The following is a 4,859-nucleotide window of genomic DNA, read 5'->3' as shown; positions in this document are numbered from 1 at the left end:
CCGCGGCGACGCCGCCGTCCTTGCGCGCCGAGGGACGCCCGCCGTCGAAGCCGGCGGCGATGACGGTCACCCGCACCTCGTCACCGAGGGCGTCGTCGATCACCGCACCGAAGATGATGTTGGCGTCGGCGTGCGCGGCGTCGGACACCAGCGAGGCGGCCTCGTTGATCTCGAACAGACCGAGGTCCGAGCCACCGGAGATCGACAGCAGCACGCCGTGGGCGCCCTCCATCGAGGCCTCCAGCAGCGGGCTGGCGATCGCCTGCTCGGCGGCCAGCAGGGCGCGGTTGTCCCCGCGCGCGCTGCCGATGCCCATGAGCGCCGACCCCGCGCCGGACATGACCGACTTGACGTCGGCGAAGTCCAGGTTGATCAGGCCGGGCGTGGTGATCAGGTCGGTGATGCCCTGGACACCGGAGAGCAGCACCTGGTCGGCGGTGCGGAAGGCGTCCATCACGCTGACGTTGCGGTCGCCCAGCTGCAGCAGCCGGTCGTTGGGGATGACGATGAGCGTGTCGCACTCGTTGCGCAGCTCCTCGATCCCCGACTCGGCCTGCACCGCGCGGCGCTTGCCCTCGAAGGAGAACGGACGGGTGACCACCCCGATGGTCAGCGCGCCGAGCTTGCGGGCGATCGAGGCCACCACCGGCGCGCCGCCGGTGCCGGTGCCACCGCCCTCGCCGGCGGTCACGAAGACCATGTCGGCGCCCTTGAGCACCTCCTCGATCTCCTCGCGGTGGTCCTCGGCGGCCTGCCGGCCGACGTCGGGCTGCGCGCCGGCGCCGAGGCCGCGGGTCAGCTCGCGGCCGACGTCGAGCTTGACGTCGGCGTCGCTCATCAACAGCGCCTGCGCGTCGGTGTTGATGGCGATGAACTCCACCCCCTTCAGACCGACCTCGATCATCCGGTTGACCGCGTTCACACCGCCGCCGCCGATGCCGACGACCTTGATGACCGCGAGGTAGTTGTGCGGAGGTGTCATGTGGGGCTCCCGACCTCGACCCTCATCCTCAAGTAAAGCCTTATTGTTATGTCAACTGGGTCGACGGGGACGAAGTTAGGTGGGCCACGACGGGGCCTACAAGCACCCTCCCCGGCCCGGCGTGTCGGCAGACCGACACCTCACCGATCTCTGGCGACCCACTGGTCACATCTACACCACCGTCGGTTACGACCCGCCCGTCGCAGGTCTCATCCCCGGGTCGAGACACGGTCCGATGGCCGCTGCGGGAACGCGCACAAGTGATCTGCCGTGTCGGGCGTGTCGCAGCGTCCGGCGTGTCGGCTCGCGGGGTCCCGGCTGCCGTCCGCGGCCACGGGACCACGCTGAGCGAGCAGAGGCAGCCCCGTCCCGGGTCCCGCCCGCGAGCCTCCGCGGGGTGGGAGGAGGGGGCCTTCCTTCAGCGGAGGACGACGGCGCCGGGCGTGCTCACGTCGATCGTCCCGGCCGGCTCGAGGGTCCCGGCCGCCATCTGGTCGAGCAGCGCGACCAGCGCGTCGGACTTGTCCGCGGCCTCGTCGGCCCCGCCCCACACCACGGTGGTGCCGTCGGTGAGGGTCAGCGTGACGTCCTCGCCGCTGCCGGCCCGGGCAGCGGCCACCGCGGCGCGGACCTCGCGCGGCAGCGAGAGCAGGGCGCCGAGCGCCGCACGGGTGGCCGGGTCCTCGGGGCCGGGCGTGGCCACGTCGAGGGGGACGACGCCGTCGGGCGCGTCGCCGGTGACGGTGTCGAACAGGACGCCGTCGGCGTCGACCAGCGACCGGGTGCCGGTCTGCTCGACGACGGCGACCGGCCGCCGCTCCACCACGGTGACGACGACGCTGCGCGGCCAGCCGCGGGTCACCTCGACCGAGGCCACCTGCGGGAGCCGGGCCACGCGGGCGGCGGCGGCCTCGACGTCCACCCGCAGCAGCGGCGTGCCCCCGGGGACGCCGGCGGCGGTGCGGACCTGGTCGGCGGTCAGCGTCGTGGCGCCGTCGACCCGGACCGTCCGCACGGCCAGCAGGGGGCTGTGCCAGAGCGCCCACCACGCGGCCGCGACCACGGCGAGTGCCAGGACGGCGCGCACGACCCGGCGCCGGCGGCGCTCGGCCGGGGTGTCGGGGCGCTTGCGGCGGCGGGCCGGCCGGGCGACCTCGGCCGGGACACCGCGCCCCCGGTCGGCGGTCGTCAGACCGGAGCGGCTCACCGCTCGGGGTCCGCGCAGCCGACGCGGGCGGGGGTCGCGCCGCCCGTCCCGTCGCCGGCGAGGGCGTCGAGCACCTCCGGCCCCACCATCGAGACGTTGCCGGCGCCCATGGTGATCACCAGGTCGCCGGGGCGGGCGCGGGCGGCCAACGCCGGGGCGGCCGCCGACCAGGAGGGCTCGAAGTGCACGCGGTCCCCGGGCAGCGGGACGGCGTCGGCGACCATCGCGCCGGTGACGCCGGGGACCGGGTCCTCGCGGGCGCCGTAGACGTCCATGACCACGACCTCGTCGGCCAGGCCGAGCGCCTCGCCGAAGGCGGGGGCGAACTCGCGGGTCCGGCTGTAGAGGTGCGGCTGGAAGGCGACCACGACGCGGCCCTCGCCGGCGACCGCGCGGGCCGCGCGCAGCTGGGCGGTCACCTCGGTGGGGTGGTGGGCGTAGTCGTCGTAGACCCGCACGCCCGCGGCGGTGCCCTTGAGCTCGAAGCGGCGGTGCACCCCGCCGAAGCGCTCGAGCCCGGCGATCAGCCCCGCGGCCGGCAGCCCCAGCTCGACGCCGGCCAGGAGCGCGGCGGCGCTGTTGCGGGCCATGTGCTCGCCGGGCACGCGGATGCGGACCCGGCCGAGCTCGGTGCCGTCGAGGACGGCGGTCCAGCTGGTGGCCTCGCGCCCGACCTCGAGGTCGACCAGGCGCAGGTCGGCGTCGGGGGCGGTGCCGTAGGTGCGCACCCGGGCCGGGGTGGGCACGTCGCGCAGCCGCGCTGAGCCCGGGTCGTCGGCGCACAGGACGACGAAGCCCTCGGGCGCCACGGTGCCGAGGAACCGGTCGAAGGCGGCCTCCACCGCGGCCAGGTCACCGTAGTTGTCCAGGTGGTCGGCCTCGACGTTGGTGACGATCGCCCCGTACGGCGCGAGCAGCAGGAAGGAGCGGTCGCTCTCGTCGGCCTCGGCGACGAAGACGTCGCCCTGTCCCGCGTGCGCGTTGCTGCCCGACTCGTTGAGGTCGCCGCCGATCGCGAACGACGGGTCGGCGCCGCAGGCCTGCACCGCCACGGTGAGCATCGAGGTGGTCGACGTCTTGCCGTGGGTGCCGGCGACGGCGACGCTGCGCCGTCCGGCCATCACCGCGGCCAGCGCGACCGCCCGCGGCAGCACCCGCAGCCCGCGGGCGCGGGCCTCGGCGAGCTCGGGGTTGTCCTCGCGGATGGCCGAGGAGACGACCACCGAGTCGGCGTCGCCGAGGGCCGCCGCGTCGTGCCCGAGGGACACGCGGGCGCCGAGGGCGCGCAGCGCCAGCAGGGTCGGGGTGTCGCGCCGGTCGCTGCCGGAGACGGTCACCCCGCGGGCCAGCAGGATGCGGGCGATGCCGCTCATGCCGGCACCGCCGATCCCGATGAAGTGGACGGCGCCGAGCTCCTCCAGCGAGGGCACCGGCGCGGTCCACGCGGCGGTCGCGTCAGCGGTCACGGGCCACCTCCAGGACGATGTCGGCGAGCCGCTCGTCGGCGTCGGGGACCCCGGCCGCGGCCGCGTGCGCGGCGTACCCGCAGAGCGCGGCCGGGTCGGTGAGCAGCGGCACGAGGGTCGCCTCGATCCACGCGGCGGACAGGTCGGCGTCCTCCACGAGCAGCCCGCCGCCGGCCTCCACGACCGGCAGCGCGTTGCGGCGCTGCTCACCGTTGCCGATGGGCAGCGGGACGAACGCCGCGGGCAGTCCGACCGCCGACAGCTCCGCCACGGTGACCGCGCCGGACCGGCAGAGGGCGAGGTCGGCGGCGGCGTAGGCGAGGTCCATGCGCTCGAGGTAGTCGACGACGACGTAGGGCGCGGTCCCGGCCGGCCGGCCCGGCACGGTCACATCGGTGTTCTTGGGGCCGCGGGCGTGCAGCACCTGGATGCCGGCGGCGGTCAGCGCGTCGGCCGCCGCGGTCGCCGCCCGGTTGAGCGCGGCCGCGCCCTGCGATCCGCCGAAGACCAGCAGCGTGGGCCGGTCGTCGTCCAGGCCGAAGGCGGCGCGGGCCTCGGCGCGGCGGCCGGCGCGGTCGAGCGTGGTGATCGCCGAGCGCAGCGGCATCCCGACGTGCTCGCCGCGCCGCAGCGGCGTCCCCGGCACGGTCACCGTGACGCGGGCGGCCAGCCGGGCGCCGACCCGGTTGGCCAGGCCCGGCAGCGCGTTCTGCTCGTGCACCACGACCGACACACCGGCCCGCCACGCGGCCAGGTAGGCCGGCAGGGCGACGTAGCCGCCGAACCCGACGACGACGTCGGCGTCGAGCTCGTCGAGCAGTGCGCGGGTCTCGGCCACGGAGCGGCGCACCCGGCCCGGCACCCGCAGCAGGTCCGGCGTGGGCCTGCGCGGCAGCGGCACGGGCGGGATCAGCCGGAGGTCGTAACCGCGCGCGGGCACCAGCCGCGACTCCATGCCGCGGGCGGTGCCCAGGCAGGTGATGCGCAGTCCCGGCTCCCGGCGGCGCAGTGCGTCGGCCAGCGCGAGCATCGGCTCGATGTGGCCGCCGGTGCCGCCGCCGGCCAGGACGAGGCTGGTCGCTCCCCCGCCGGCGCTCACCGGGACCGCCCCGGGCGGTCCGCGGGGCGACCGGGCACCCGCTCGGGACGGCGGCCGGTCGGCGGCGCGCCCCGCCGGTCGGGCCGCGGCCCGGCGGCGGGCCGG

Annotated in this window: 4 protein-coding genes; all 4 read right to left on the bottom strand. The window is 76.4% G+C overall.

Features of this window, described 5'->3' with window-relative positions:
- Positions 1 to 982 (bottom strand): cell division protein FtsZ (gene ftsZ / locus ABQ292_RS25975; RefSeq protein WP_369210590.1); only part of this gene is annotated, 982 nt, incomplete at its 3' end.
- 418 nt (positions 983 to 1,400) lie between these two features.
- Positions 1,401 to 2,189 carry a cell division protein FtsQ/DivIB gene (locus ABQ292_RS25970; protein ID WP_369210589.1) on the bottom strand — a complete coding sequence of 263 codons (789 nt, stop codon included), beginning with the start codon at positions 2,187 to 2,189 and terminating at the stop codon, positions 1,401 to 1,403.
- Positions 2,186 to 3,655, bottom strand: a complete 1,470-nt coding sequence (murC, locus tag ABQ292_RS25965) for a UDP-N-acetylmuramate--L-alanine ligase (RefSeq protein WP_369210588.1) — start codon at positions 3,653 to 3,655, stop codon at positions 2,186 to 2,188. The genes ABQ292_RS25970 and murC overlap by 4 nt, the downstream gene beginning before the upstream one ends.
- The gene (gene murG / locus ABQ292_RS25960; RefSeq protein WP_369210591.1) at positions 3,645 to 4,754 is read right to left on the bottom strand and encodes an undecaprenyldiphospho-muramoylpentapeptide beta-N-acetylglucosaminyltransferase; all 1,110 of its coding nucleotides are present in this window, start codon (positions 4,752 to 4,754) and stop codon (positions 3,645 to 3,647) included. Before murG ends, murC begins: the two co-directional genes overlap by 11 nt.
- Positions 4,755 to 4,859: the final 105 nt, after the last annotated feature.

It is taken from the genome of Geodermatophilus maliterrae, assembly GCF_041018925.1.
Classification (GTDB): Bacteria; Actinomycetota; Actinomycetes; order Mycobacteriales; family Geodermatophilaceae; genus Geodermatophilus; species Geodermatophilus maliterrae.
Note: the sequence above shows the minus strand (reverse complement) of the source record. Positions and strands in the feature narration are given on the sequence as shown.